This is a genomic window from Massilia brevitalea, from assembly GCF_030711405.1.
Lineage (GTDB): Bacteria > Pseudomonadota > Gammaproteobacteria > Burkholderiales > Burkholderiaceae_D > Telluria > Telluria brevitalea.
This window is the reverse complement of the sequence record NZ_JAULSI010000030.1, coordinates 16,690-42,373: the sequence shown is the minus strand read 5'-3', so window position 1 is coordinate 42,373 and position 25,684 is coordinate 16,690. Positions and strand designations below refer to the sequence as shown.

Genomic DNA, 25,684 nt, shown 5'->3' with positions numbered 1-25,684 from the left:
AGTGAGCAAAACACTGGAAGACATCGCCAAGCAACTAAACGATGCCGATAAGAAAGTGCAACTGATCTATGCCTTCAATGGATCAGGAAAAACACGACTGTCCCGTGCGTTCAAGGAGTTTGTTGCCCCTAAGAATAACGAGGGGCGGAACGATGACGAAGCAGAGCTTTCACGCAATAAGATACTTTACTACAGCGCATTTACTGAAGACTTGTTCTATTGGGATAACGATTTGGAGGCGGACTCTGAGCCAAAGCTGAAAATTCAGCCGAATACATTCACAGACTGGCTCATTGCCTTACTTAAAGAGTTGGGCGAAGATGGAAACATTGTTGCAAACTTCCAGCGATATACGGGTAGCAATGCCAACCCTGTCTTCAACGAGGAGTATAAGAAAAAAATAAAGGATTTTAGTGGAAAAGAGGTAGAAATAATCGTTCCAGCCTTCTTTGAAATTGTTTTCCAGGTGGCGGCCGGTTTGCCTGAACGATTCAACCGTACCGCCGATTCTACAAATGACGAACCCCCTGTGGCGCAGGGGCAATACAAGGCTATAAAGATATCCAAAGGCGAAGAGAGCAATTTTATATGGAGCGTTTTCTTCACTCTTCTCCAGCAAGTCGTTTCCACATTGGATGAATCCAACGTAGGTGACAGAGTTACTGACAAGTTCAACAATCTTGAGTATGTGTTTATTGATGACCCGGTGTCCTCGTTGGATGATAGTCATCTCATCGCACTTGCGGTCGATTTGGCTGGATTGATAAAACGCAGTTCGTTCACTGATGGCAAGGGACTGAGGTTTGTTATAACGACACACAGCCCTCTCTTCTACAATGTTCTGCACAACGAACTCGGTAATGATTTGAGGAGAGTGAATCCGGATGGAATTTCTTCATGGATTTATAAGCGTGGTCAATCCGAAAAATATCTTCTTAAAAAGAATGCGGATGGGGGATTTGAATTGCCCACATCAAATGATCGGCCCTTCTCTTACCACTTATTCCTGCTGGCCGAGCTACGATCCGCAGTTAGAGATGGACAGATTAAAAAATATCACTTCAACCTTTTGAGGAACATACTCGAAAAGACGGCGACATTCTTGGGCTATTTACGATGGGAAGACTTGCTTGAGAAGACTGCGGATGGTGTCCCAGACCCATTCGCAAACAGAATCCTGAATCTGTCTAGTCATTCCGCGCACGCAGGTGAAGAAGTGGCTGACATCGAAGACTCTGATAAGGAAAGGCTTGCTCAACTGGTTTCATTTTTAAGCGAAACCTATCGCTTCAAAAAGCAAGAGGTCGAGAATGATTGATTACAAGGTTATCGCCGAATCTAGGAATTTCATCGTTCTGGACCAGTACACCTGCGATTGGAAGGTCGCCGAGAGCTACCAGAGCGAAAGTGACCTGGAGCGCGAATTCATCCAGGATCTGGTCAATCAGGGCTACGAGTTCGTCTCGTCCATCAAGACTCCCGCTGACTTGCTGGCCAATGTGCGCATCCAACTGGAGGCGCTCAACGCTGTGGAGTTCACCGAAGGCGAATGGCTTCGATTCGTCGAGTCCTGGCTGGACAAGCCCAGTGATAGCATCTTCGAGAAGACCCGCAAAATTCACGACGACTACATCCACGATTTTGTCTTTGACGACGGGCGAATCCAGAACATTTACGTGCTGGACAAGAAAAATATCACCCGCAACAAGGTGCAGGTGATCAAGCAGTTTGAACAAACGGGCAGTCACGCCAACCGTTATGACGTGACGATTCTGGTTAATGGCCTGCCACTTGTACAGGTAGAGTTGAAGAAGCGCGGCGTGGCGATGCGGGAAGCCTTCAACCAAGTGCATCGCTACAGCAAAGAAAGCTTCAACAGCGAGCATTCATTGTTCAAGTATTTACAGCTGTTTGTGATCTCCAACGGCACTGACAGCCGCTACTTTGCCAACACCACACAGCGCAACAAGAACAGCTTCGACTTCACTATGAACTGGGCGAAGGCGGACAACACGCTGATCAAAGACTTGAAGGACTTCACAGCCACCTTCTTCCAAAAACACGCGTTGCTCAATGTGCTGCTGCATTACTCGGTGTTTGACGTCAGCAACACGCTGCTGGTGATGCGGCCTTACCAGATCGCTGCCACAGAACGCATTCTGTGGAAGATCAATAGCAGCCATCAGGCCAAAAACTGGAGCGACACGGAAAGCGGCGGATTCATCTGGCACACCACTGGCAGCGGCAAGACTCTGACCAGTTTCAAGGCAGCGCGCCTGGCCACCGAGCTGGACTTCATCGATAAGGTGTTCTTTGTGGTAGACCGCAAGGATCTGGACTACCAGACCATGAAGGAATACCAACGCTTCTCGCCGGACAGCGTAAACGGCTCAGACAGCACTGCGGGCCTGAAGCGCAACCTGGAGAAGGACGACAACAAAATCGTTGTCACCACCATCCAGAAGCTCAACAACCTGATGAAGAGCGAGGCGAACTTGCCCATCTACGGCAAGCAAGTGGTGTTCATCTTCGATGAGTGCCACCGCAGTCAGTTTGGTGAGGCTCAGAAGAACTTGAAGAAAAAGTTCAAGAAATTCTGCCAGTTCGGCTTCACTGGCACGCCAATCTTCCCAGAAAACGCCTTGGGCGCCGAAACCACTGCCAGCGTGTTTGGCCGCGAGCTGCACTCGTACGTGATCACCGATGCGATCCGCGACGAGAAGGTGTTGAAGTTCAAAGTGGATTACAACGATGTGCGCCCGCAGTTCAAGGCCATCGAGACTGAGAATGACGAGAAGAAGCTAAGCGCGGCAGAGAACAAACGAGCCCTGCTGCACCCGGATCGCATCCGCGAGATTACCCAATACATCCTGAAAAACTTCCGGCAAAAGACCCACCGCCTGCATGCGGGCAACAAGGGCTTCAACGCCATGTTTGCCGTTAGCAGCGTAGATGCTGCCAAGCTGTATTACGAGTGCTTCAGGGAGCAGCAGAAGAGCAGCGACAAGCCGTTGAAAGTGGCGACCATTTTCTCGTTCGCTGCCAACGAGGAACAGGACGCGATCGGCGACATCGAGGACGAGAGCTTTGATGTATCTGCCATGAACAGCAGCGCCAAGGAGTTCCTGAGCGCGGCAATCGCCGACTACAACGCGCTGTTCAAGACCAACTTCAGCGTGGACAGCAACGGCTTCCAGAACTACTACCGCGATTTGGCCAAGCAGGTCAAAGCAAAGGAAATCGATCTGCTCATCGTGGTGGGCATGTTCCTGACTGGCTTTGATGCCCCCACGCTCAACACGCTGTTTGTCGACAAGAACCTGCGCTTCCACGGACTGATGCAGGCCTACTCCCGTACCAATCGCATCTTTGACGCCACCAAGACCTTTGGCAACATCGTCACCTTCCGCGACCTGGAGCAAGCGACCGTCGACGCCATCACCCTGTTCGGTGACAAGAACACCAAGAACGTAGTACTGGAGAAGAGCTACAAGGAGTACATGGAAGGCTTCACCGATGCGGTCACCGGTGAGGCTCGTCGAGGCTTCATGGATGTGGTACAGGAACTGGAAGCACGTTTCCCCAACCCTGCCGCCATTGAGAAGGAGGCTGACAAGAAGGCCTTCGCCAAGCTGTTTGGTGAGTATTTGCGCTTAGAGAACGTGCTGCACAACTATGACGAATTTGCCAGCTTGAAGGAGTTGCAAAGCGTCGATCTGGCCGACCCTACCGCAGTTGAGGCGTTCAAGGCCAAGCACTACCTGAGTGATGAAGATATGACCGCGCTGCAAGCCATCACGCTCCCGCCCGAGCGGAAGGTTCAGGACTATCGCTCGACCTATAACGACGTGCGCGACTGGCTACGCCGTGAGAAGGCAGGAGCCCAAAAAGAGCAGTCCACGATCGACTGGGATGACGTGGTCTTTGAGGTGGACCTGCTCAAATCGCAGGAAATCAACCTGGACTACATCTTGGAGCTGATCTTCGAGCATAACAAGAAAATTAAGAGCAAGTCGGATCTGGTGGATGAGGTGCGTCGCGTGATTCGCGCAAGCCTAGGCAATCGCGCCAAAGAGAGCTTGTTGGTCGACTTCATCAATCAGACCGATCTGGACCAGATCGGTGACAAGGCCAGTGTGATTGACACTTTCTTCACCTTTGCTCAAGCGGAACAGCAACGTGAGGCGCAAGAGTTGATCGCCTCCAATAATCTGAACGCGGAGGCAGCACGACGCTATATCACTACCTCACTCAAACGTGAATTCGCTAGTGAAAGTGGCACTGAACTCAATGCCGTTCTGCCTAAGATGAGCCCGCTAAATCCTCAGTACCTAGCCAAAAAGCAGAGCGTGTTCCAGAAAATCGCCGCTTTTGTAGAGAAGTTCAAGGGCGTGGGAGGGCAGGTATAGGTCTATCGCATCTTAAAGCTCGACGTTGCGGGGATTTTGCGTGCCTGCTTGCATTGCAGCGTGAAGGGCATCTCGTCGTTTTGCTCGCCTCAGCGTACCAGCACGGCTTGACTCATTCCCAGGCTGTTTTGAGCCAACCGAACTGCATTTTCGCCCTGCTAATCTTGCGGTACAACTTGTCCTCCGAGCTGCGTTCAGGAAGGAATAGCACAAGTGCTTTGTGTCAGAAAACCGGGTATGAAATCAGCGAAAAATGCGGAGTGCTGTGATTTCGCAAGCGCTTTAGGGTGGATTTCCTGTTCAACGTCTGACAAGCAACTCATTGCCCTGTTGAGCAGGGAGGCTGTAGAGATATAGTCTAGATATACCGAAACATTTGACTTAGGGCTCGTGGTTTCATGCCAGCGAGCCCTTTTTCTTTTTCGGCGTTAAATGACCAGAGGCTGGGATTCGACATGACTGAGCTTATTTCAACAATCTTGAAAGGCTGCTTGGCTAGGAGCGCATCATGGTAGCCGCCGTACTCATCTTTGCCGTGACGGCAAATGTGTTCTTCACGATGAACGATGATGCATGTACTGAGCCGGAAATACGCAAGACCCATCTTCCGCCGATCAGCACAGTGACTGTCCTGGCCAACGGCGCAGCATCTCCCGCTTCAGCGGAATCAGCGGAGCAGTGCGCGAATTTCAAGCTCAGCGAACAGGAAATCGGTGAGTACATCTGCAAAGCCGGCACAGTTGCCGAACACGATTACTTCCACATGCTCGACTGGTCGCCCTGCCACGCGAGCGGAAAGGTTACCTTCAAAAACGGCGTGATCGGCACTTGGGCAATCCAGCAATATCGTGCTGGCTCGCTGAAGCTGAGCAGCGGCCGAACCTTGTATCTCTATTGCCCGCAATGCCAGGCAAAAGCCTTCCGCCTGTGGATGATTGATCAGAATAATGCTGGCTCGTGCGATGTCGATCTGTCAGAGGTTCGTCTTGAGCACGGTTAGCTGAAATTGGTTGTATCAGTCATCAAGGTCGGGGCAATAAAAAACCCCTCAGCAGTTTCCCTGCGAGAGCAGAGTTACCGAGAGGGGCCGTGTTGGCGTGGATAGTAGCATATCGTCCGGTACGTACTTTTTCCCGGTCGACATCGATACCGAAGGAGCACGCACGCATGCCTTGCCGGCAGAGCTGAGCAGGCCTGCCTCTCTTCGACTGCAAATCATATCGGCCTGTCATCAACACGAAACACAGCTCCTCTATTCTGCGCCTCCATCAGCACGGCACTCGCCGTGCCCACCACCACTGGAGATGACGCATGACCTCGACCCCTGAACTGTCCCGCCGCCGCCTGCTGCGCCTGCTCGGCGCCGCGCCAATGCTGCCACTGAGCGGTTTCGCCGCCACCTCGCTGCTGGCCGGCTGCGGCGGCGACAACGACGACGTGTACGGCGCCAACCCGCCCTCGTCGGTCGCTACCTTCGCCAGCGTCTCGTTCAGCGGCATGGCCGCGCCGACCCTGGCCGATGCCGCCGCCATGGCCACCACCTCGGTCGGTTCGACCATGACGGTCAACTTCAGCGACACCAGCAAGATGGACTTCAAGCTGTCGTACAAGCCTTTCTTCATCACTGGCGACATGGTCCCGAACGGCGCCGGCGGCACGGTGCTCGCCGGCGGCTACGTCAACATCCGCAACCAGCCGATCATCGACACCACGGTGCCAGGCAAGGAGCGCCAGTTCTTCTCGGATTCGCCGGACGGCACCTCGCTGCTGACCGTGCCGAACGCCAGCGTGCCGGGCGTGAAGGGCAAGCCCGTGTTCGCCGTGGTGCAGTTCGAATACGCCACCTACGCGCAAGACGGCGCCACCAGCATGTACGGCCGCCTGCCGTCGCCGATCGCCGTGCTGACCCTGGACCAGGACCAGTCCACCGGCAAGCTCACGCTCGTGAAATACCACAACGTCGATACCTCCGGCGTCGAAGGCCTGTGGATCACCTGCGGCGCCAGCCTGTCGCCGTGGGGCACCCACCTGTCGAGCGAGGAGTACGAGCCGAACGCCTTTACCGCCGCCTCGGACGCCCAGTTCAAGGCCTTCAGCAAGAACCTGTACGGCAGCGAAACGGGAGCCAACCCTTACCACTACGGCCACATGCCGGAAGTGACCGTCAACCCGGACGGCACCGCCTCGATCAAGAAGCACTACTGCATGGGCCGCATCTCGCACGAGCTGGTGCAGGTGATGCCGGACCAGCGCACCGTGCTGATGGGCGACGACGCCACCAACAGCGGCTACTTCGTGTTCGTCGCCGACAAGGAAAAAGACCTGTCCTCGGGCACCCTGTACGTGGCCAAGGTCGGCGCCGGCTTCTCGCTGAACACGGCCGCCACGACTGCCGCGCCGCTCACCTGGATCAAGCTCGGCTCGGCCACCAGCGCCGAGATCCGCCAGCTGGCCATGACGCTGAAGGCCACCGACATCATGGACGTGCGCACCAGCGACCCGCAGGACCCGAGCTTCAAGCAGGTGGCCGCGAACGGCGCCATCGAGTGGATCAAGCTGAAGCCGGGCATGGAAAAGGCCGCCGCCTTCCTCGAGACCCACCGCTATGCCTCGTTCGTCGGCGCCTCGATGGGCTTCACCAAGATGGAAGGCACGACCGTCAACGCGGCAAACAAGGTTGCCTACTCGGCGCTGCAGAACTGCCAGACCTCGATGGTCGCCGGCAACCGCCTGAACGTACCGGGCAATGGCGTGTCGATCCCGGCCGCGCTGAACGCCGGCGCCGTGATGGCGCTGAACCTGGCGGGCGGCCAGAAAGACCTGGGCGGCGCGGCGATTGCCAGCGAGTGGATGCCGGTCGATATCAAGGCCCTGCTGACCGGCGAAGACATCGCCGCCGACGCCCTCGGCAACACCGGCAACCCGAACCGGATCGCCAACCCGGACAACCTGAAATTCTCGGAAAAGATGCGCACCCTGTTCATCGGCGAAGACAGCGGCCAGCACGTCAACAACTTCCTGTGGGCCTACAACGTGGATTCGCGCCAGCTCACCCGCATCATGTCGATCCCGGCCGGCGGCGAATCGACCGGCCTGCACGCGGTCGACGACATCAACGGCTGGACCTACATCATGAGCAACTTCCAGCACGCGGGCGACTGGGGCGGCATCCACAACGTGGTGAAAACCACGCTCGACCCGCTGCTGCGCGCCAACTACAAGGACAAGTTCGGTTCCGCGGTCGGCTACCTGACGGCCGATTCCGGCCAGATGCGGATGGCGAAGCCTGCCGCCTGACGTCTGCCAGGTTTGGTGCGATACTGTCGGCCTTTTCATTGACAGACGCACCGACCCGGCACATGGCCATCCTTTCCCAGCTCATCCTGTATCCGATCAAGTCCTGCGCTGGCATGGCGGTCACGGAGGCGGCAGCCGGCGTTTCCGGCCTTTCCGCGCAGGGCGTGCACGACCGCGAGTGGATGCTGGTCACGCCCGCTGGCCAGTTCCTGACGCAGCGCGAGTATCCGCGCATGGCCACCATCGTCCCGTGTGTCGATGGTGCTTCGCTGATGGTAACGGCGCCCGGCATGCCGGCGCTGCAGCTGCCGCTGGCCCGGCAGGCGGATGCAGCCAGCCTGCGCGTGCAGATCTGGGACGATTTCATTGACGCCGCCGACTGCGGCGACGCAGCGGCAAGCTGGTTCGACGAAGTGCTGGGCGGCGCCTGCCGCCTGGTGCGCTTCCTGCCCGGCCTGGACCGGCCGACCAGCACCACATGGACCGGCGGCGCGCCATCGAGCGCGCGCTTTGCCGATGCCTATCCGCTGCTGCTGATCGGCAGTTCCGCCCTCGAAGAGATCAACACGCGCATGCTGGCCGCCGGGCGCGCTGCCTTGCCGATGAACCGCTTCCGCCCGAACCTGGTCGTCGACGGCACCGACCCGTTCGAGGAGGATTACACCGAATCGCTGCGCATCGGCGACGTGCTGGTCAAGCCCGTCAAACCCTGCGCGCGCTGCCCGATCCCGGCCATCGACCAAGCCACCGGCATCCCCGGCCCGGATCCACTCGACATCCTGCAATCCTGGCGCAGCAAGGCCATTCTCGACGGCGCCGTCTGCGTCGGCATGAACTGCATCGTGGCGGACGGCGAGGGCGGCCTGCTGCGGGTTGGCCAGGAACTCGACATCGCTTTGTCGTTTTAAGGCAGCGCAAGGGGTGGCGCCGGCGGGGAATCGCCGGTTTTTCGTTTTCAAGCGGGCACGTATCGCGTAATGTAACGGCTATTGCTGAAAGGAATGTCATGCACCAGCCGGACGCGACGCCGCGCGACCTGATTGCCGAAAACGAAGCCCTGCGCGCGCACATGGCCTACCTGGTCGAACAGGCCGAGCGTAACCACGACATCATGTGCCGGCACCAGGCCTTCGACCTCGAGATCGTCGGCGCCTCGACTTTCCAGGAACTGGTGGGCACCATCTTCCGCCTGCTGCCCGTGATTTCCGAACTCGACGCGGTCACGCTGGCGCTGCTCGACGCCGACGCCGACATCTACACCGTCATGCACAAGCTGGGCGTGGACTTCGAGCCGCTGCCCGATCTGCTGTTCGTCGAGCATGCGGTGGAACTCGGCTACCACGGAATCGACGGCGCAAAACCGCGCCCGCGCCTGGGCGCTTTCGACCTGATGAACCACCGCAGCATGTTCCCGCACGCCGGCAGCAAGCTGGGCAGCGTGGCCATGGTGCCGCTGCTGCGCAACAAGCGCCTGATCGGCAGCCTGAACCTGGGCAGCCGCGACCCGCAGCGCTTCACGGCCACCATGGCGACCGACTTCATCGAGCACATGGCCTCGATCATCGCGATCTGCCTGGAAAACGTGATCAGCAACGAGATGCTGAAGTACATCGGCCTGACCGACCCGCTGACCGGCGTCTACAACCGCCGCTACATCGACCGGCGCCTGCTTGAAGAAATCGGCCGCGCGCGGCGCCAGGACTATGCGGTGTCCTGCATGTTCATCGACGTCGACCGCTTCAAGCAGGTGAACGACAGCATCGGGCACCAGGCCGGCGACGAAGTCCTGCGCGAAGTCGCGACCCGCATCAATACCGAGCTGCGCCTGTCCGACGCGCTGGCGCGCTACGGCGGCGAGGAATTCGTGGTGCTGCTGGTCGACGCCAGCCTGTCGGCCGCCGCGCTCGTGGCCGAGCGCATCCGCTCCAGCGTGGCCGATACCCCGGTCGACCTGGGCGATGGCGTGCTGCTCGACGTGTCGGTATCGATCGGCGTGGCCGCGCTGGAGGATGCCGACCGCGAGCACCCGATCGAAAGCGTGGCCCAGCAGCTGGTGGGGCAGGCGGATGTGGCGCTGTACCAGGCAAAAGAATCCGGCCGCAATCGCGTGGTAATGGCTTCGTAGGGTGGGCACTTGTGCCCACGCGGTACCACGCCTGCATATCGATCATTGACGCGCAGCGCACGAACCCGTATCGTCACCGGCTCACTATTTGAATGGCTTCGCGGCTCGCAACGGTACGACCGCGTGGGCACGAGTGCCCACCCTACATGACCTTCGACGAACGCCGCCAACGCGCCATTGCAGTCCTGAACCGCAAAGGCATCCCCCAGGCCAGCTCCGAGCCGGCGCACATCCGCCTGTTCCGCCGACTCGGCATGCAGGTCCGCCCCCTGCATTTCGAAACCTTCTGGCGCACCACCTTCTTCTGCGGGCTGTGGTTCGGCCCCATCTGGGCCCTGATCATGTGGACCTTCAACTGGCGCAAGGAAGGCACCGATCCCGCCATCGCCGCATTGGCCACGGTGATCTGCGGCCTGATCTACGGCCTGGTGATGGCCAGCGTCTTCGCCTGGAGCAAGAAGAAACACGGCCTCCCTACCTGGGAATCGCTGGGTTCCTGAACCCTACAGCAAGCGCCCCTCGGCCCGCGTCACCGCATCGGCCGAGCCGCGCAGCACCACCACGTCCTCCGCCTGCAGCACCGTCCCGGCCACCGGCTCCACGCGCATGCGCGCACGGCGGATGCCGGTCACCTCGGCTCCCAGCTCGTCCAGCCCGAGTTCGTCCAGGCGCCGCCCGGCCGCCTTGGCACCCTCGCCCAGGACCACCGAATGCAGGCGCACGTACATGTGTTCCGGGTCGTCGGTGACGTCGCTGGCGCCGTGGAAGTAGCCGCGCATCGAGGCATAGCGTTCGTCGCGCGCGCTCTGCACGCGGTGCACCACGCGCCGCAGCGGCACGCCCACCACCACCAGCGCGTGCGAGGCCAGCATCAAACTGCTCTCCAGCGCTTCCGGCACCACTTCGGTGGCGCCCGCCATGCGCAGCACCTCCAGGTCGCTATCGTCGTGGCTGCGCACGATCACCGGCAGCGACGGCGCCAGCTCGTGCACCAGGTGCAGCACCTTCAGCGCCGCGCGCGTGTCGGCAAAGGTGATGACCAACGCACTGGCGCGGTTGATGCCGGCCGCGATCAGGGCCTCGCGCCTTCCTGCATCGCCATACGACACGTTCGACCCTGCCGCCTGCGCTTCCTGCACCCGCTCCGGGTCCAGGTCGAGCGCATACCAGGGCAGCTTTTCGTCGGAGAGCAGGGTGGCCACGCTTTGCCCGCTGCGCCCGAAGCCGGCCAGGATCACGTGCTTCTGCGCCGCCATCGTGCGGCTTGCCAGCTGCGTCAATTGCAGCGACTGCATCATCCATTCGTTGGCCGCGATCTTCATCACGATCTTGTCCGAGTGGGCAATCACGAACGGCGCCACCAGCATCGACAGCACCATCGAGGCCAGCACCAGCTGCATCAGGAAGGGGTCGATCAGCTTCGAGCCGGACGCGAGGTTCAGCAACACGAAGCCGAATTCGCCGGCCTGCGCCAGCGCAAGACCGGTGCGCATCGACACGCCGGTTGATGAACCGAAGGCCTTGGCCAGCAGCGCGATCAAGGCGAATTTCAGCAGCACCGGCAGCACCAGTAAAGCCAGCACCAGCCACCAGTGCTCCAGCACCAGCCGTAAATTGAGCAGCATGCCGATGGTGATGAAGAACAGGCCGAGCAGCACGTCGCGGAAAGGCTTGATGTCTTCTTCCACCTGGTGCTTGAACTGGGTCTCGGAGATCAGCATGCCGGCGACAAAGGCGCCGAGGGCCAGCGACAGCCCGGCACGCTCGGTGATCCAGGCCGCACCCAGGGTCACCAGCAGGAGGTTCAGCATGAACAGCTCCTGCGAGCGGCGCTTGGCGACAATCGTGAACCAGCTGCGCATCAGCTTCTGGCCAAAGAACAGCAGCAGCGCCAGCACCAGGGCGGCCTTCACGCCGGCCCAGGCCAGGGTCGCGGCCAGGTCTTCCGGGTTCTTCGCCAGCGAGGGAATCAGGATCAGCAGCGGCACCACGGCCAGGTCCTGGAACAGCAGGATGCCGATGATGCGCCGTCCATGCTCGCTTTCCAGTTCCAGGCGCTCGGTGAGCAATTTGACGACGATGGCAGTCGACGACATCGCCAGCGCGCCGCCCAGCGCAAACGAGGCCTGCCAGCTGATGGCCAATGACGGCATCCACATCGAGAACAGCAGGGCGCCGAGCATGGCGGCGGCGATCGTCAGCACCACCTGGGCCATGCCCAGCCCGAACACGATGCGCCGCATCGCACGCAGCTGGGCCAGCGAGAATTCCAGCCCGATCGAGAACATCAGGAAGACGACGCCGAATTCGGCCAGCGCGTGGGTGGAGGCGGTTTCGGCGGCCAGGCCCAGCGCGTGCGGGCCGATCAGCACGCCGACGGCGAGGTAGCCCAGCATGGGCGGCAGGTGCAGCGAGCGGAAGGCCACCACGCCCAGCACCGCGCTGCCGAGCAGGAGGAGGGTCAGTTCAAGTCCGGATGCCATGCGTAAATATATTTTTGTGCGCGATGAACGTTGTTCGATACGTCTGGCAAGTTTTTTGCTTACGCAATTCGTTTATACTTCCGGAATGAGTGTAACCGATGAAAAAACAATGCAGAACAGTTTTGACGAGAACCAGTCGCGCCGGGTAATGGCCCTGGCGCGCGAGACCCTCGCCATCGAAGCCGACGCCATCCAGGCCCTGCACGACCGCCTCGACGCCGACGATTCCATGGTGCGCGCCGTGGCCGTGCTGTACGCCTGCACCGGCCGCGTGGTGGTGTCGGGCATGGGCAAGTCCGGCCACATCGCGCGCAAGATTGCCGCCACCCTGGCCTCGACCGGCACCCCTGCCATGTTCGTGCATCCGGGCGAAGCCGCCCACGGCGACCTCGGCATGGTGACGGCGCAGGACGTCTTCATTGCGATTTCGAATTCCGGCGAATCGTCGGAACTGATGGACATCCTGCCGGTCGTCAAGCGCATGGGCACGCCCCTGATCGCCATGACCGGCAAGCCCCAGTCGCGCCTGGCGCTCTTGTCCGACGTGCACCTCGACATCTCGGTGGCGAAGGAAGCCTGCCCGATGAACCTGGCGCCGACTGCCAGCACCACGGTGACGCTGGCCATGGGCGACGCCCTGGCCGTGGCCCTGCTCGACGCCCGCGGCTTCCGCGAAGAAGACTTCGCGCGCTCGCATCCGGGCGGCGCCCTCGGCCGCCGCCTGCTGACCCATGTGCGCGACGTGATGCGCAGCGGCGACGCGGTGCCGGCCGTCGGCCCCGATACCCCGCTGGCCCAGGCCCTGCTGGAGGTGAGCCAGAAGGGCATGGGCATGACCGCGATCGTCGACGCCGACAGCCGCCCGATCGGCTCGTTCACCGACGGCGATTTGCGCCGCCTGATCGAGCGCGTGCAGGACTTCTCGCACATCGTCATCCGCGACGTCATGCATGCCAACCCGCGCACCGTGCAGCCGGAACAGCTGGCGGTCGATGCGGTGGCGATCATGGAAGAATTCCGCATCAACCAGATGCTGGTGGTCGATGGCGAGGGCAAGCTGGTCGGCGCCCTGCATATCCACGACCTGACCCGCGCAAAGGTAATCTGATGCTCACTCCTCTCGAACACACGCAGCGCGCCGCGCGCATCAAGGTGATGATCTTCGACGTCGACGGCATCCTGACCGACGGCAGCCTGACCTACGGCCCGGACGGCGAAGTCACCAAGACCTTCCACGTCCTCGACGGCCTGGGCATCCAGCTGCTGCAAAAGACCGGCGTGCAGACCGCCATCATCAGCGCGCGCAAGTCGCCGATCGTCAACGCCCGCGCGAAGGACCTGGGCATCAACCACGTCTGGCAGGGCTTCCACGACAAGCGCGTGGCCTTTGCCGAACTGCTGGCGCAGACCGGCGTGACGGCCGAGGAATGCGGCTACATCGGCGACGACGTGATCGACATGCCGCTGCTGAGCAAGGTCGGCTTTGCCGTCACCGTGCCGAGCGGGCATCCGGAAGTGCAGTACCGCGCGCATTACGTCACCAGGGCCGCTGGCGGCCGCGGCGCCGTGCGCGAAGTCTGCGACCTGGTGATGCGCGCCCAGGGCACCTACGAACAGGCGCTCGCGCCGTACTTCGCCTGATTTCGCCTGAACGCATGACGACCCTTACGAACCGCCGCACCTCGCACCGCTGGCGCCTGCTGGCCCTGATGCTCACCGCCGTGTTCTTCGCCTTCGGCAGCTTCTGGCTGCTGCAGGCGATGCAGGCCGACGACGATGCGAGCGCCGCGAATGCCGGCAACGAACCCGACTATATCGTCGAGAACTTCAGCTTCGTGCGCATGACGCCGACCGGCCAGCCGCGCTATGTGATGTCGGGCGCGCGCCTGGCCCACCATCCGGTGACCGACGTCTCGGAAGTGAGCAAGCCGGTGGTCGAGAGCATGGCGCCGGGCCGCCCGCGCATGACCATGCATGCCGACCGCGCCCAGATCCACCACCAGGAAAACCGGGTCGAACTGATGGACAACGTCGATATCGTGCGCCCGGCCACGCCAGGCTCGGAAGGGCTGCGCGCGCGCACCGATGCGCTGACCGTGCTGGCCGACGAAGAGATCGTCAAGACCGACCGTCCGGTCGACATGACGCTGGGCGCCTCGACGGTGAAGAGCACCGGCCTGGTGGCCGACAACCCGACCCAGAAGCTGCACCTCGGCCGCGGCCAGATCGTGTATCCGCCGCGCCAGCGCTGACCCCAAAAATCCAGGAACCAGCTATCCATATGAAAAAAATCCTCGCCGCCGCTGTCCTCTCGCTGCTGTCGCTGCCGGCCCTGGCCGAACGTGCCGACTCGCTGAAGGAGGCCGTCGTCAATTTCGATTCGGCCGACTTCGACGAAGTCACCCAGACCCGCATCCTGACCGGGAACGTGGTCCTCACGCGCGGCACGCTCACCATGAAGTCGGACCGCGCCCTGGTCAAGGAAACGCCGGAAGGCTACATGAGCATCACGCTCACCTCGGGTCCGGGACACGTGGCCACCTTCCGCCAGAAACGCGACGGCGGCAACAACCTGTGGATCGAAGGCCAGGCCGAGCGCATCGAGTACGACGAACGCCAGGAACTGGTGAAGCTGTTCTCGAAGGCGACCGTGCGCGAGCTGGAAGACGGGCGCCTGACGAATGAACTGAACGGCCCCTTCATCTCCTACGACAACCGCAAGGAAGTGGCGGCCGTGCGCAACGACGCCAGCGGCGAAAGCAAGGTAGGCGGCGGACGCGGCACCCTGATCATCGCGCCGCGCAGGACCACGCCCGCAGCGGCACCAGCGCCGGCGGGGAAATGAGCATGAAGGGAGCAAGCGCAGGCAGCACCCTGGTCGTGCGGGGGCTGCAGAAAAGTTACGGCAAGCGCCTGGTGGTGCGCGACGTGTCGCTGGAAGTGGGCTGCGGCGAAGTCGTCGGTTTGCTGGGCCCGAACGGCGCCGGCAAGACCACCTCGTTCTACATGATCGTCGGTCTGGTGCCGTCGGACGCCGGCGCCATCGAGATCAACGGCACCGACATCTCGAGCCTGCCGATCCACCGGCGCGCGGTGCTGGGTTTGTCGTACCTGCCGCAGGAAGCCTCGGTGTTTCGCAAGCTGACGGTCGAGGACAACATCCGCGCCGTGCTGGAACTGCAGCGCGACGACGACGGCAAGGCGCTGTCAAAAGACGCCATCAACGCGCGCCTCGATTCGCTGCTGGCCGAACTGCAGATCGAGAAGCTGCGCGAGAACCAGGCGCTGTCGCTCTCGGGCGGCGAACGGCGCCGCGTGGAGATCGCACGCGCGCTGGCCACCAACCCGCGCTTCGTGCTGCTCGACGAACCGTTTGCCGGCGTCGACCCGATCGCCGTGATCGAGATCCAGCGCATCGTGCGCTTCCTGAAGGAGCGCGGCATCGGCGTCCTGATCACCGACCACAATGTACGCGAAACCCTCGGCATCTGCGACCGCGCCTACATCATCAACCAGGGCGCCGTGCTGGCTTCGGGCCGTCCCGACGACATCATCGCCGACGAGTCGGTGCGCCGCGTCTACCTGGGCGAGCATTTCCGCATGTAAGCCAGTCGTCGGAACGCTAGTTGAAACGGAAGTTGAACCGCAGTTGAACAGTACGAATCGATGAAACAATCCCTGCAACTCCGGACATCGCAGCACCTGGCTCTCACGCCCCAGCTCCAGCAATCGATCCGCCTGCTGCAGCTGTCCACGCTCGAACTGCACCAGGAACTCGAGCAGATCCTGTCCGACAATCCCTTGCTGGAGCGCCTCGACGATCCGCTCGACCACTCGGTGCGCCTGCTGGCCGACGGCGCCATCAACAGCGCACCAGGCCAGGGCGAAGCACCGGCCGCGCCATCGAACGAAGACGGCGCGCCTGCGAACGCCGACGCGCCCGAAGGTGGCGACGCCGCGGGCGAACAGCACGAGCATGCCGAACACGATGGCGACTGGGGCGACACCGGCCGCGCCTCGGGCAGCGGCGAAGACGAAGACGGCCGGCCGCAGCTGGAAGCCGTCGGCGTCACGCTGCGCGAGCACTTGTCGGAACAGGTGCGCGTCACCAACGTGAACCCGCGCGACCGCGCCCTGGCCGAACTGGTGATCGACGCCATCGACGACAACGGCTACCTGGAGGAACAGCTCGACGACATCCACGCGCGCCTGCCGCAGGAACTCGAAGTCGAGATGGACGAACTGCGCTGCGCGCTGGCGCTGATTCAAAGTCTCGACCCTGTCGGCGTCGGTGCGCGCAGTGCTGCGGAGTGCCTGGCGCTGCAGATCCGCCGCATGCCCGGCGTGCCGCTGGTGACGCGGCGCATGGCATTGAAAATCGTCGAAGGGTATCTGACCTGGTTCGCCCAGCGCGAATTCAACAAGCTGAAAAAGGCGCTCGACTGCGACGACGAAGACCTGCGCGAAGCGCAGGCCGTGATCCGCCAGTGCAATCCGCACCCCGGCGCCGCGTTTGCGTCGAGCACCTCGGACTACGTGGTTCCGGACGTTATTGTCCGGAAAACGAAGGCCGGTTGGGGCGTGACCCTGAACCACGAGGTGATGCCGCGCCTGCGTGTGAACCACATGTACGCGGCCTTGCTGAAGCAGGGCAAAGGCGAAGGGCAGATGAGCGCCCAGCTGCAGGAAGCGAAGTGGCTGATCAAGAATATGCGCCAGCGCTTCGATACCATCCTGCGTGTTTCCGAGGCAATTGTGGAACGCCAGCGCAACTTTTTCAGCCATGGCGCGGTTGCCATGCGGCCCCTTGTGCTTCGCGAGATAGCTGATACACTAGGCCTACACGAGAGCACCATCTCTCGTGTCACTACGCAGAAATTCATGCTGACCCCGCACGGCATGTTTGAGCTGAAGTATTTCTTCGGAAGCCACGTCGCCACCGAAGCGGGGGGCGAAGCATCTTCGACGGCGATCCGGGCTCTCATCGCGCAACTGACAGGAGCAGAAGACCCCAGGAACCCATTATCCGACAGCAAGATCGCGGAAATGCTCGGTGAACAAGGAATGGTCATCGCACGCCGCACGGTTGCCAAATACCGCGAGGCGTTAAAAATTCCTCCAGTCAGTCTCCGCAAATCCTTGTAACGGCGGCACCCTCGCGCTTCCTGCGCGGCGCGGCAGCCGCCACCTCTTCAAAGGAGTGTGTATGAATCTCACTATCAGCGGTCACCACCTCGACGTTACTCCCGCCATCCGTGAATACGTACAAAACAAGCTTGAGCGCATTACCCGCCACTTCGATCAAGTGATCGATTCCCACGTGATCCTCGCGATCGACAATCTCACTGAAAAAGAAAAAAGGCAGAAGGCCGAGATTAACTTGCGCGTGTCTGGAAAGACCGTGCACGTGGAGAGTGTGGCTCAAGATTTGTACGCTGCGATCGATCTGTTGATGGACAGGCTGCACCGGCAAGTGATGAAGTACAAGGACATGATGAAGAGTCATAGTCGCGACGCACTCAAGCGTCTTCCTGAAGACGGAGAAGCAGCCGCAGCCTGATCGGCCGGCCAGCATCGTCTGAACGAGGGCGCCCGATGGGCGCCCTTTTCATTGGCGATCTTCGGTAGAATGCATGTTTTTTCGACCATTCGCTACCATGACCGACTACGTCCAGACCCGCATCGCCAACGGCACCGGATTGATCATCCTCGACCGTCCCAAGGCCCTGAATTCGCTGGACCTTGGCATGGTCAGGCGTCTCACCGAAACCCTGCTGGCCTGGCGCGACGATGCGTCGGTCGACGCCGTGGTGATCACCAGCAGCAGCGAAAAAGCCCTGTGCGCGGGCGGCGACATCCGCTTCTTCCACGAAGCCGGCCACGCCACGCCGACGGGCGGCAGCGCGCTGCTCGAAGATTTCTTCACCGAAGAATATGCGCTGAACCACCTGATCCATTTTTATCCGAAACCGTATATCGCGATCATGGATGGCGTGGTAATGGGCGGCGGCATGGGCATCGCCCAGGGCGGCCCGGACACCGGCCTGCGCATCGTGACCGACCGCACCAGGATGGCGATGCCGGAAGTGAACATCGGCCTGTTCCCGGATGTGGGCGGCAGTCATTTCCTGTCGCATGCGCCTGGACAGCTGGGCAATTATCTTGGCCTGACCGGCTTGACCATCGGCGCGGCCGATGCGCTGTATGTCGGGCTGGCGGACGTGTATGTGCCGGCTACGCAGCTGGGGGCACTGACTGCCTTGATCGCATCGACGCCGGGCGCGCAGCTGCCTGCTGCGATCCGTGCGTTTGCCGCCGGCTTTGCGGGCGACATCGGCGCGAGCGAACTGCAGGCGCAGCGCGCCACGATCGACGCCCACTTCGGCGCGGCTTCGGTGGCGGCGATCATGGCATCGTTGGAACGCGACGAGAATCCCTTCGCGCAAAAGGCCATGAAGGCAATGCGCCAGCGCTCGCCGCTGATGATGTGCGTGACGCGCGAGATGCTGGTGCGCGGCGCAGCCATGGGCGTGGCCGATTGCTTGCGCATGGAACGCTCGCTGGTGCGCCGCAACTTCGAGCACGGCGAAGTGCTGGAAGGCGTGCGCGCGCTGGTGATCGACAAGGACAATGCGCCGCAGTGGAAGCCTGCATCGCTCGACGATGTGACGGCCGAGATGGTGGACGGCTTCTTCGCGCCGGTGTGGCCGGCGTCTGCGCATCCGCTGCGGCACCTGGATTGAACGCTCGCCGCCAACATATACCTGGATGCGTCACGATGACTGAACACGATACCGTGCAAGTTCGTAGGGTGGGCACTTGTGCCCACGCGGTTACGTGCGTTCCTGGTGTACGCGGCGCTGATTATTCGCTCGCGCGGGATCCGATGGGCGCGAACCCCGTATCGTGGCCTGGCGAGGCGTTACGAGCGATACTTCACGGGCGCGGGTGCAAGCATGCGCACGTAAGCGCGTGGGTACGGGGTGCCCTGCGCAGCCCGGCCCACCTTACAAGAACCGTTACGACTGCTCGCGGTGGCGCAGCACCACGCGTTCGCTGTCGCCGAAATAGGCGGCCAGGCGCTCGGCCATGTACACCGAGCGGTGCTGGCCGCCGGTGCAGCCAACCGCCACCGTCAGGTAGCTGCGGTTATCGGTTTTAAATGAAGGCAGCCATTTTTCGACAAAAGCGCGGATGTCTTCCAGCATCTCGGTGGCGCTCGGCTGGGCGTCGAGGAAGGCGATGACCGGCGCGTCCTTGCCGGTCAGCGGGCGCAGCGCGATGTCGTAGTAGGGATTCGGGATCGCGCGCACGTCGAACACGAAGTCGGCATCGAGCGGCACGCCGACCTTGAAGGCAAACGATTCGAAGAACAGGGTCAGCGGCGCATGCTTGACCTCGGCCAGTTCCTTGATCCAGCCGCGCAGTTTATTGGCCGATGCTTCCGAGGTATCGATCACGTGGCCGAGCTGCTCGATCGGCGCCAGGCGCTCGCGTTCTTCGGCGATGCATTCGATCAGGGTGCGGCGCGAAGCGGGATTTTCGCCAGGACGCAGCTGGTGCGAGAGCGGGTGGCTGCGCCGGGTTTCGGAGAAGCGCGCCACCAGGGAGTGCGTGCTGGCGGTCAGGAACATGACCTTGACCTCATGGCCTTCTTCCTTCAGCGCACGGACGCTGATCGGCAGTTCGGCCAGCGACTCGGCGCTGCGCGCATCGACGGCGACCGCCAGCTTGGCAGTGCGCTCGGCATCGACCGTTCTCACCAGGTGCGGCAGCAAGGCCGGCGGCAGGTTGTCGACGCAGTAGTAACCTGCGTCTTCGAGGACGTTCAGGGCAACCGATTTGCCCGAGCCGGAAATGCCGGTAATGAGTACGATGTGCATGGCGCGATGATACCGCAACGGTACAGCCGTGTCCTCGCCCATGTCGCGAAATGTCGGGGTTCGGCGTACATACGAGAAAATCGCGCCAGTTCGGATGCGTTTTGCTTGCGCTTCTTGCTGAGATTCCTGCTTGAGTCAGTCGCCGCTCATCGCTTGACGTTGCCGTTCCATGAACTCCTGCAGCGTATCGATGCCGCGCAGTTGCAGGATGGTGTTGCGCACCGCGGCCTCCAGCAGCACCGCGATGTTGCGGCCCGCCGCAACGGGAATCACGACCTTGCGGATCGGCAGGCCCAGCACTTCCTCGGTCGGGAAGTGGAAGGGCAGGCGCTCGACTTCTTCGTCGAGCACGCCGCGCTTGACCAAATGAACAATTAATTTCAGCCGCATCTTGCGGCGCACCGCGGTCTCGCCGAAGATCGCCTTGATGTCGAGCAGGCCCAGGCCGCGCACTTCCAGCAGATTCTGCAGCAGCGGCGGGCAGCGGCCTTCGATCATGTTCGGGGCGATGCGCGAGAATTCCACGGCATCGTCGGCCACCAAACCGTGCGAGCGCGAAATCAGTTCCAGTCCCAGCTCGCTCTTGCCCAGGCCGGAGTCGCCGGTAATCAGCACGCCCACGCCGAGCACGTCCATGAAGACGCCGTGCATGATCACGCGCTGGGCCAGTTTCTTGGACAAATAGACGCGCAGGAAGTCGATCACCTGGGCGGCAGGCAAGGGCGTGGAAAACAGAGGAATGTTCTGCTCGTCGCAGATGGCGAGGATGTCGGGCGGGGTTTCCAGGCCTTGCGCGATGATCAGCGCCGGCGGGCCGCCACCGATCAGCTCGCCGATGACGTGGGTGCGCGAGCTGGACTTCAAACGGTGGTAGTAGTTCAGTTCCTGGTGTCCAAATACCTGGATCCTGCCAGGGTGGATCAAATTCAGGTGGCCGACCTGGTCGGCGGCCGAGGCCACGTCGCCGGAAATCAGCCGCTCGCCGCCGGGAAAGCCGGCAAACCAGCCGAGTTGCAGGCTGTCGCGGTTATCGTCGTACAGCCTTTGGATGGTGAGCGGAGTCTGCAGCATGGCGGGAGAGGGAGGGGAAAATGGACCCCCTCAGTTTAACCCAGTGCCTGCAAGCTTGGTTGCCAGTTGATAATGCGTTCGTGTACTGAACGTGGGTCCGGGTCGCTTGCCAGGGCGGTGCGGATCGCTTCGTCCGAAAACAGTTCCGCGATCTCGGACAAGATTTCCAGGTGCTGCTGGGTCACGTGGTCCGGAATCAACAGGAAGAACAGCAGGCTGACCGGGCGTCCGTCCGGCGACTCGAAAGGAATCGGCGAGGCCAGGCGGACAAAGGCGGCGATCGGGTTCTTCAGGCTCTTGCTGCCCTTCACGCGGCCATGCGGCACGGCCACACCATGGCCGAGGCCGGTGGAACCGAGGCGTTCGCGGGCGAACAGATTGTCCGTCACGGTCGAGCGCGCGATGCCGCAGTTGTTTTCGAAGATCAGGCCGGCTTGCTCGAAAGCGCGTTTTTTGCTCGACACCTCGATGTCGAGCTGGACGTTTTCAAGCGAAAGAATTTTGCTAAGGTTGGTCATAACACGCTTCTGGTGGTGCGGCACAAAGCAGGGTGGATTGTGCAGGCAACTTGCGGTGCAGAATTATAGGCCGCTTTAACGGCCGTGACATTCGATTTCGCGTCGGTATCCTACCCCTGTCAGAGGATGGATTCGACCCCTCTGCAGGCGGTAGCGACAGCACGATTTGCGCTTTCGCAAGAGCCTACGCAATTTCCGCAATGAAAAACCCGATCCCGTGGGTGAAAGCGGGGCATGCGCCACGTTTCACCATCTTTTACCCGTATCTGGGGACGATTCCGAAAAACCGCAGGGTTTCCTGTGCTGTTGTTTTTCGGTTGAATCCTGTGGTTTGAAACCGACAGTGTTACTGGCGCGCGCCACGCAGATTATGCGGACGGCCCGTGCTGAAATTGGCACGCCAAGGGTTGATGTCGAGGCCGCCGCGACGGGTATAGCGCGCGTACACCGACAGCTTGCTCGGCTTGCACTGGCGCAGCACGTCGATGAAGATGCGCTCCACACATTGCTCGTGAAATTCATTGTGCTCGCGGAAGCCGATCAGGTAGCGTAGCAGGCCTTCCTGGTCGATCTGCGGGCCGACGTACTGGATCTGCACGCTGCCCCAGTCCGGCTGGCCGGTGACCAGGCAATTCGACTTCAGCAGGTGCGAGACCAGGGTTTCCTCGACCGGGGCTTCGTTGAAATTGGCTTTGAGCAGTTCCGGCGCCGGCGAATAGGCGTCGACGTCGATGTCCAGGCGGTCCAGCAGCAGGCCGTCGAGTTCGCCCATCTTCAGCTTGCCGAACTGTTCCGGCTCGGTGAGCGTGATGTGGACCGGCGCGCCAAAGGCATTCGACAGGTCTTCGCGCAGCAGGGCGAGCAGGGCGTCGGGACCGGCCACGCGGGTCTGGTTGAAGGAATTCAGATACAGCTTGAACGACTTCGATTCGACGATGTTCGGCGAGTCGGCCGGCGCGCTGATGGTGGCAATCGCCACCTGCGGCTTGCCGCGCATGTTCAGCCACGACAATTCATAGGCGTTCCAGATGTCCATGCCAAAGAAGGGCAGGGTGCCGGCAATGGCGAGCTCGTCGCGCTTTTGCTGGCGCGGGATCGGGAACAGGAGTTCCGGCGCGTATTCGGTCTGGTAGGCGGAGGATTTGCCAAGTGGCGATTGATCGGGAGTATTGGTCATGATCTGGTCTCGATGGGCCGGTGCTGCGCGTTTTCTCGGCTGATGTGTTGCCTGCGCGTACGGATGCCGGCCCGGCGGCGGGAAAGCGGCGTATCGTACACCTTTCTGCTGATGGGTGGGTTTTTGGTGAGCGGGCTTTGGTGGAAGCGGGTGACGTTGGCGAGGGTATGCGGAGGGGTGTGGGGCTGTTGCCTGTTGGGTTATCGGTGTGCATGAACACCGATTACTTCTCAGGCAACAGCCCCACGTCCTCATGCACGGGACGATGCACCTGAACGCATCACCCGACAATCACAAAAACAACTTGTACACCGGATTAGCACTCTCATCCCAATACCGGTACCCCAGCGTCGCCAAAAACTGCCGGAACTCATCCATCTCCCCACCCGGCACTTGCAGCCCCACGAGAATCCGCCCCACATCCCCACCCTGGTTCCGATAATGGAACAAGGAAATATTCCAGTTCGGTGCCATGCTGTCCAAAAAGCGCATCAAGGCCCCCGGCCGCTCGGGAAACTCGAACCGGTACAGCAACTCATCCTGCGCCAGCGCGCTCTTGCCCCCCACCAGGTGACGGATGTGCAGCTTGGCCAACTCGTCATGCGTCAAGTCCAGCGTCCGGAAATCGTGCTGCTCGAAGGTACGCGCCAGCAGCGAGGACTCGCCCCGGCTCCCCACCTGCACCCCCACGAACACATGCGCCTCCCGCTCGTCGCTGATACGGTAGGTGAACTCCGTCACATTCCGTGGCCCGACCAGCGAGCAAAACCGCCGGAAGCTGCCGCGCTGCTCGGGAATCGTCACCGCAAACACCGCTTCGCGCGCCTCGCCCACTTCGGCGCGTTCGGCAACGAAGCGCAGGCGGTCGAAATTCATGTTGGCGCCGCAGGCCACCGCGACCAGGGTCTCGTTCTTCACCGGCTGGCGCCCCATCTGCGAGCGCTCGACATAGGCCTTGGCCCCGGCCACCGCCAGCGCGCCGGCCGGCTCCAAAATGCTGCGCGTGTCCTGGAACACGTCCTGGATCGCCGCGCAAATCGCATCGGTATCGACCAGGATGATCTCGTCCACGACTTGCCTGGCAACGCGGAAGGTTTCCTCGCCCACCAGCCGCACCGCGGTGCCGTCCGAGAACAGGCCAACGTCGGGCAGGGTGATGCGCTCGCCCGCCTTCAGGCTGCGCGCCATCGCATCCGAATCGACCGTCTGCACGCCGATAATGCGGATATCCGGCCGCACCGCTTTCACGTAGGCGCCGATGCCCGAAATCAGCCCACCGCCGCCGATCGCGACAAAAATCGCGTGGATCGGCCCCGAATGCTGGCGCAGGATTTCCATGGCAATCGTGCCCTGGCCGGCGATCACGTCGGGATCGTCGAAGGGATGAACGAAGGCGAGTTTTTGCTCGCGCTCCAGCAGCAGGGCGTGCTGGTAGGCGTCGGTGTAGGAATCGCCATGCAGCACAACTTCCACCGCCGCGCCGCCGCGCGCTTTCACGGCGTCGATTTTTACTTGCGGCGTGGTGGTCGGCATCACGATCAGCGCGCGGCAGCCGAGGCGTGCCGCCGACAGGGCCACGCCCTGCGCATGATTGCCGGCCGAGGCGCAAATCACGCCGCGCTTCAGCGCTTCGGAAGACAGGTGCGCCATCTTGTTGTAGGCGCCGCGCAGCTTGAAGCTGAACACGCTCTGCATGTCTTCGCGCTTGAAGTAGATGCGGTTGGCGAAGCGCTGCGACAGGGTCGGGGCCAGTTCCAGCGGGGTTTCCTGGGCCACGTCGTAGACGCGGGACGTGAGGATCTTCTTGAGGTAATCGGTAGTCATGGTCGGGAAAGGGAAAGGTAAAGGCCAGTGTCCTGGTTTCCGGTGACGCGAGACTGTGTTCCCTGGCGGATGACCGAGGCATGCAGCCGATACGAAGCGCTGGGGTGTTAGCGTGCCGTATCGTGTCGAGGGCGATAGATTTTCCTCATTATAATGGACCAATCTAACTCCTCCATGGCCACCGATGATCGAAACCGCCGTCCTCTGGCTGCTCAAGGTTCTTGCCGCTCCCTCAGTCGGGCTTACGTCGGTATTCCTCATTGCATTCGTGTCCGCCACCCTGGTGCCGCTCGGTTCCGAGCCGGCCGTGTTCGCGGTCGTCAAGGCGAATCCTGCCATGTTCTGGCCGGCGATCCTGGTGGCCACCGTCGGCAACACCCTCGGCGGCGTGCTGAACTATGGCATCGGCTACCGCGCCAAGATCGCCTTTGCCAAGGAACGCCAGAGCCGCTGGTTCGGCTGGCTGCGCCGTTTCGGCGCCAAGACCATGCTGCTGTCCTGGGTGCCCGGCGTCGGCGACCCCCTGTGCACCCTGGCCGGCTGGCTGCACCTGCCGTTCTGGCCCAGCGTGATGTACATGGCGATCGGCAAATTCGCGCGCTACCTCACCATGACCGCCGTATTGCTCTACGTGCCGGACGGTTTCTGGAAACGCATCGGCGACCTGATCACGCAAATCACCGGCTGAACATCGGCAACGCATGCGATTTGGATGAGTTTGCTCCAAGGCTAATCTTCATTGCCAAAGCGGCTTTCCATGCAAAGGAAATTTGCATGGAAAGGCTTCGATGCAAATTTTGTTGCTCAGCGAGCCCGCGCGGTTTCCCCGCGGCCCAGCGTTGTGCGCCGCAATAAGCTAGAATGGTTGTCCTTCGGGCCAGTCCAACATCGATCCCA

At 61.4% G+C, this 25,684-nt stretch carries 22 protein-coding genes; 16 read left to right on the top strand and 6 right to left on the bottom strand.

Annotated features, from left to right (window positions below; genetic code table 11):
* Position 1 precedes the first annotated feature (1 nt).
* The 7 genes from QWL29_RS18455 to QWL29_RS18425 all read left to right on the top strand — a co-directional run bounded on the left by QWL29_RS18455 (position 2) and on the right by QWL29_RS18425 (position 10,331).
* A complete protein-coding gene (locus QWL29_RS18455) occupies positions 2–1,318 on the top strand; it encodes an AAA family ATPase (protein WP_305824342.1) in 1,317 nt (438 codons plus the stop codon).
* Complete coding sequence (locus tag QWL29_RS18450) at positions 1,311–4,409, top strand: HsdR family type I site-specific deoxyribonuclease (protein WP_305824341.1); 3,099 nt, start codon at positions 1,311–1,313, stop codon at positions 4,407–4,409. The genes QWL29_RS18455 and QWL29_RS18450 overlap by 8 nt, the downstream gene beginning before the upstream one ends.
* 508 nt (positions 4,410–4,917) lie before the next feature.
* Entirely contained in the window at positions 4,918–5,409 is a 492-nt protein-coding gene (locus tag QWL29_RS18445; protein ID WP_305824340.1) for a hypothetical protein, read from the top strand.
* Between the two features lie 311 nt (positions 5,410–5,720).
* On the top strand, positions 5,721–7,706 hold the full coding sequence (locus tag QWL29_RS18440) for a PhoX family protein (protein ID WP_305824339.1): 1,986 nt from the start codon (positions 5,721–5,723) through the stop codon (positions 7,704–7,706).
* Between the two features lie 62 nt (positions 7,707–7,768).
* The gene (locus tag QWL29_RS18435) at positions 7,769–8,614 is read left to right on the top strand and encodes an MOSC domain-containing protein (protein ID WP_305824338.1); all 846 of its coding nucleotides are present in this window, start codon (positions 7,769–7,771) and stop codon (positions 8,612–8,614) included.
* A gap of 98 nt (positions 8,615–8,712) precedes the next feature.
* Positions 8,713–9,831, top strand: a complete 1,119-nt coding sequence (locus QWL29_RS18430; protein WP_305824337.1) for a GGDEF domain-containing protein — start codon at positions 8,713–8,715, stop codon at positions 9,829–9,831.
* Positions 9,832–9,977: 146 nt separating this feature from the next.
* Positions 9,978–10,331, top strand: coding sequence for a DUF6404 family protein (locus QWL29_RS18425; protein ID WP_305824336.1), 354 nt, complete (start codon positions 9,978–9,980; stop codon positions 10,329–10,331).
* Positions 10,332–10,334: 3 nt separating this feature from the next.
* On the opposite strand, the gene QWL29_RS18420 is transcribed toward QWL29_RS18425, so the two are convergent.
* Entirely contained in the window at positions 10,335–12,314 is a 1,980-nt protein-coding gene (locus QWL29_RS18420; protein WP_305824335.1) for a monovalent cation:proton antiporter family protein, read from the bottom strand.
* Positions 12,315–12,423: 109 nt separating this feature from the next.
* On the opposite strand from QWL29_RS18420, the gene QWL29_RS18415 reads away from it, so the two are divergent.
* The 8 genes from QWL29_RS18415 to QWL29_RS18380 all read left to right on the top strand — a co-directional run bounded on the left by QWL29_RS18415 (position 12,424) and on the right by QWL29_RS18380 (position 19,057).
* A complete protein-coding gene (locus QWL29_RS18415) occupies positions 12,424–13,422 on the top strand; it encodes a KpsF/GutQ family sugar-phosphate isomerase (RefSeq protein WP_305824334.1) in 999 nt (332 codons plus the stop codon).
* Positions 13,422–13,955, top strand: coding sequence for a KdsC family phosphatase (locus QWL29_RS18410; protein ID WP_305824333.1), 534 nt, complete (start codon positions 13,422–13,424; stop codon positions 13,953–13,955). Before QWL29_RS18415 ends, QWL29_RS18410 begins: the two co-directional genes overlap by 1 nt.
* 14 nt (positions 13,956–13,969) lie before the next feature.
* Entirely contained in the window at positions 13,970–14,566 is a 597-nt protein-coding gene (gene lptC / locus QWL29_RS18405) for an LPS export ABC transporter periplasmic protein LptC (protein ID WP_305824332.1), read from the top strand.
* A 29-nt stretch (positions 14,567–14,595) separates the two neighbouring features.
* Positions 14,596–15,159: a lipopolysaccharide transport periplasmic protein LptA gene (gene lptA / locus QWL29_RS18400; RefSeq protein WP_305824331.1), complete on the top strand. Its 564-nt coding sequence runs from the start codon at positions 14,596–14,598 to the stop codon at positions 15,157–15,159.
* Between the two features lie 2 nt (positions 15,160–15,161).
* Positions 15,162–15,920, top strand: a complete 759-nt coding sequence (gene lptB, locus QWL29_RS18395; protein ID WP_305824330.1) for an LPS export ABC transporter ATP-binding protein — start codon at positions 15,162–15,164, stop codon at positions 15,918–15,920.
* Between the two features lie 60 nt (positions 15,921–15,980).
* A complete protein-coding gene (locus QWL29_RS18390) occupies positions 15,981–17,459 on the top strand; it encodes an RNA polymerase factor sigma-54 (RefSeq protein WP_305824329.1) in 1,479 nt (492 codons plus the stop codon).
* Between the two features lie 61 nt (positions 17,460–17,520).
* On the top strand, positions 17,521–17,874 hold the full coding sequence (hpf, locus tag QWL29_RS18385; protein ID WP_305824328.1) for a ribosome hibernation-promoting factor, HPF/YfiA family: 354 nt from the start codon (positions 17,521–17,523) through the stop codon (positions 17,872–17,874).
* Between the two features lie 97 nt (positions 17,875–17,971).
* A complete protein-coding gene (locus QWL29_RS18380; protein ID WP_305824327.1) occupies positions 17,972–19,057 on the top strand; it encodes an enoyl-CoA hydratase/isomerase family protein in 1,086 nt (361 codons plus the stop codon).
* A gap of 276 nt (positions 19,058–19,333) precedes the next feature.
* Here the strand turns inward: QWL29_RS18380 and rapZ are convergent, their stop codons facing one another.
* The 5 genes from rapZ to ilvA form a co-directional block, all read right to left on the bottom strand.
* Entirely contained in the window at positions 19,334–20,197 is an 864-nt protein-coding gene (rapZ, locus tag QWL29_RS18375; protein ID WP_305824326.1) for an RNase adapter RapZ, read from the bottom strand.
* 135 nt (positions 20,198–20,332) lie between these two features.
* On the bottom strand, positions 20,333–21,268 hold the full coding sequence (gene hprK / locus QWL29_RS18370; protein ID WP_229437698.1) for an HPr(Ser) kinase/phosphatase: 936 nt from the start codon (positions 21,266–21,268) through the stop codon (positions 20,333–20,335).
* A 35-nt stretch (positions 21,269–21,303) separates the two neighbouring features.
* Complete coding sequence (locus QWL29_RS18365) at positions 21,304–21,786, bottom strand: PTS sugar transporter subunit IIA (RefSeq protein ID WP_229437697.1); 483 nt, start codon at positions 21,784–21,786, stop codon at positions 21,304–21,306.
* Between the two features lie 346 nt (positions 21,787–22,132).
* The gene (queF, locus tag QWL29_RS18360) at positions 22,133–22,963 is read right to left on the bottom strand and encodes an NADPH-dependent 7-cyano-7-deazaguanine reductase QueF (RefSeq protein ID WP_305824325.1); all 831 of its coding nucleotides are present in this window, start codon (positions 22,961–22,963) and stop codon (positions 22,133–22,135) included.
* 291 nt (positions 22,964–23,254) lie between these two features.
* Positions 23,255–24,787 (bottom strand): threonine ammonia-lyase, biosynthetic, encoded by a 1,533-nt coding sequence (ilvA, locus tag QWL29_RS18355; protein ID WP_305824324.1) that lies wholly within the window; start codon positions 24,785–24,787, stop codon positions 23,255–23,257.
* A gap of 184 nt (positions 24,788–24,971) precedes the next feature.
* On the opposite strand from ilvA, the gene QWL29_RS18350 reads away from it, so the two are divergent.
* A complete protein-coding gene (locus QWL29_RS18350; protein ID WP_305824323.1) occupies positions 24,972–25,475 on the top strand; it encodes a YqaA family protein in 504 nt (167 codons plus the stop codon).
* Positions 25,476–25,684: the final 209 nt, after the last annotated feature.

Bases quoted from the DNA above. Each gene is read 5' to 3' on its own strand.
- QWL29_RS18450 (WP_305824341.1), top strand. From the start codon at position 1,311: ATGATTGATTACAAGGTTATCGCCGAATCTAGGAATTTCATCGTTCTG.
- QWL29_RS18445 (WP_305824340.1), top strand. From the start codon at position 4,918: ATGGTAGCCGCCGTACTCATCTTTGCCGTGACGGCAAATGTGTTCTTC.
- QWL29_RS18440 (WP_305824339.1), top strand. From the start codon at position 5,721: ATGACCTCGACCCCTGAACTGTCCCGCCGCCGCCTGCTGCGCCTGCTC.
- QWL29_RS18435 (WP_305824338.1), top strand. From the start codon at position 7,769: ATGGCCATCCTTTCCCAGCTCATCCTGTATCCGATCAAGTCCTGCGCT.
- QWL29_RS18430 (WP_305824337.1), top strand. From the start codon at position 8,713: ATGCACCAGCCGGACGCGACGCCGCGCGACCTGATTGCCGAAAACGAA.
- QWL29_RS18425 (WP_305824336.1), top strand. From the start codon at position 9,978: ATGACCTTCGACGAACGCCGCCAACGCGCCATTGCAGTCCTGAACCGC.
- QWL29_RS18420 (WP_305824335.1), bottom strand. From the start codon at position 12,314: ATGGCATCCGGACTTGAACTGACCCTCCTCCTGCTCGGCAGCGCGGTG.
- QWL29_RS18415 (WP_305824334.1), top strand. From the start codon at position 12,424: ATGCAGAACAGTTTTGACGAGAACCAGTCGCGCCGGGTAATGGCCCTG.
- QWL29_RS18410 (WP_305824333.1), top strand. From the start codon at position 13,422: ATGCTCACTCCTCTCGAACACACGCAGCGCGCCGCGCGCATCAAGGTG.
- lptC (WP_305824332.1), top strand. From the start codon at position 13,970: ATGACGACCCTTACGAACCGCCGCACCTCGCACCGCTGGCGCCTGCTG.
- lptA (WP_305824331.1), top strand. From the start codon at position 14,596: ATGAAAAAAATCCTCGCCGCCGCTGTCCTCTCGCTGCTGTCGCTGCCG.
- lptB (WP_305824330.1), top strand. From the start codon at position 15,162: ATGAAGGGAGCAAGCGCAGGCAGCACCCTGGTCGTGCGGGGGCTGCAG.
- QWL29_RS18390 (WP_305824329.1), top strand. From the start codon at position 15,981: ATGAAACAATCCCTGCAACTCCGGACATCGCAGCACCTGGCTCTCACG.
- hpf (WP_305824328.1), top strand. From the start codon at position 17,521: ATGAATCTCACTATCAGCGGTCACCACCTCGACGTTACTCCCGCCATC.
- QWL29_RS18380 (WP_305824327.1), top strand. From the start codon at position 17,972: ATGACCGACTACGTCCAGACCCGCATCGCCAACGGCACCGGATTGATC.
- rapZ (WP_305824326.1), bottom strand. From the start codon at position 20,197: ATGCACATCGTACTCATTACCGGCATTTCCGGCTCGGGCAAATCGGTT.
- hprK (WP_229437698.1), bottom strand. From the start codon at position 21,268: ATGCTGCAGACTCCGCTCACCATCCAAAGGCTGTACGACGATAACCGC.
- QWL29_RS18365 (WP_229437697.1), bottom strand. From the start codon at position 21,786: ATGACCAACCTTAGCAAAATTCTTTCGCTTGAAAACGTCCAGCTCGAC.
- queF (WP_305824325.1), bottom strand. From the start codon at position 22,963: ATGACCAATACTCCCGATCAATCGCCACTTGGCAAATCCTCCGCCTAC.
- ilvA (WP_305824324.1), bottom strand. From the start codon at position 24,787: ATGACTACCGATTACCTCAAGAAGATCCTCACGTCCCGCGTCTACGAC.
- QWL29_RS18350 (WP_305824323.1), top strand. From the start codon at position 24,972: ATGATCGAAACCGCCGTCCTCTGGCTGCTCAAGGTTCTTGCCGCTCCC.